Here is a 1,144-nt window from a genome sequence, read left to right on the forward strand (position 1 = left end):
CACCAACCGCTGTGCCGATGCTTCGTATTACCGGCCGGCGCACGTCATGTGGGCCCAACGCGACAAGTGGGGCAACGCAGAGGCTGTCGTTCGTTTCCTGGACGAAACCTTCAACGGTGGCGACGGATGGACGACCTACTTTGCTCCCTTGCAGCAGGATGATCGCGAGCGGGTGCGCAAGCTCGCCACCCGCGTAAACATGCCCGTGGTGTCACGTCAGAGTGCGGCCAGCTGGTCGGCAGATTCCGGCCTGAAAGTAGCTGAGCAACGCGCTCGCACCGCAGCGCGCCGCTTCATCCTCGAACGTACTACTCCTGCCGTTGCCTAAGAGGGCTTACAGATGATCGCTGCATCACTAGCCGTCGCCATCGCCCTCTCCCTCATCCTCACCAAAACCATCCACGAATGGTTCGGCGTCACTGGCCTGATTGTGGCCACCGGCGTCATGATGGCTATCGGCCACTACATGGCACCGGATGAAGTGCTGGCGATGGCGAACATGAAGGAATCGTGCAGCATCGGCTCAATCGGCCGCGCCGGCTTCAGCTGCGCCTTTGCCAAGCTCGAACTGCAGCTGGCCAAAGCCCCCTGGGTGCTGTTCCACTTTTTCATCTGGGGATGGCTGGCATTGTGGATCTGGTACGGCACATGGCTCCGTCGCTCGCCCCCCGAGCGCACCGAATCCAGAACCCCCACCGTTACCTGATCACGTACATCCCTTGTTCCGATGACCCACCCCTCCAGGAATCCCATGAAAGACCGCTCCTATCTCCTTTGCTACGTCGCCATCGCCACCCTCGGAATGGTTGTCGTGTGCCTTTTCTGCTTCCACACGATCTTCAGCGCTGGCCCCGTCTACGCTGAGCTCGGCCTGCAGGATCGACCCGCTCTGCGCTACGGCCTCATCCTGGTGCCCAGCCTGCTGGGCGGCATCGTCCAGTGGTTCGTCGCCAAGCACATCATGTTCTCCAAGGCTCCGCCGCGCCGCTCGCGCCGTTTGCCGTTCGGACCGAAGGACACTCCGTAGTGCCGCAGGTACTGAACAAGCGCGTTCACGGCATCCCCGCAGGGTCGGTCTACATCGGCCGCCCCTCAAAATGGGGAAACCCCTACAGCCACTTAGCCGGCCAAGTTACTCTTGCCA

2 protein-coding genes and 1 pseudogene are annotated in these 1,144 nt (G+C 61.6%); all 3 read left to right on the forward strand.

Translation table 11 applies throughout. From position 1 onward, the window contains the following. Positions 1-328 (forward strand): annotated as a pseudogene (locus AC04MI_RS25400) (hypothetical protein); the annotation flags it as partial. Between the two features lie 12 nt (positions 329-340). After that, positions 341-706: a hypothetical protein gene (locus AC04MI_RS25405; RefSeq protein WP_436001486.1), complete on the forward strand. Its 366-nt coding sequence runs from the start codon at positions 341-343 to the stop codon at positions 704-706. Between the two features lie 45 nt (positions 707-751). Beyond that, positions 752-1,027 carry a hypothetical protein gene (locus AC04MI_RS25410; protein WP_436001484.1) on the forward strand — a complete coding sequence of 92 codons (276 nt, stop codon included), beginning with the start codon at positions 752-754 and terminating at the stop codon, positions 1,025-1,027. The last annotated feature ends 117 nt before the right edge of the window (positions 1,028-1,144 follow it).

The organism is Acidovorax sp. LjRoot204, assembly GCF_056175785.1.

Excerpts from the sequence above, each read along its gene's own strand:
- AC04MI_RS25410 (WP_436001484.1), top strand. The coding sequence starts at position 752 with ATGAAAGACCGCTCCTATCTCCTTTGCTACGTCGCCATCGCCACCCTC.
- AC04MI_RS25405 (WP_436001486.1), top strand. The coding sequence starts at position 341 with ATGATCGCTGCATCACTAGCCGTCGCCATCGCCCTCTCCCTCATCCTC.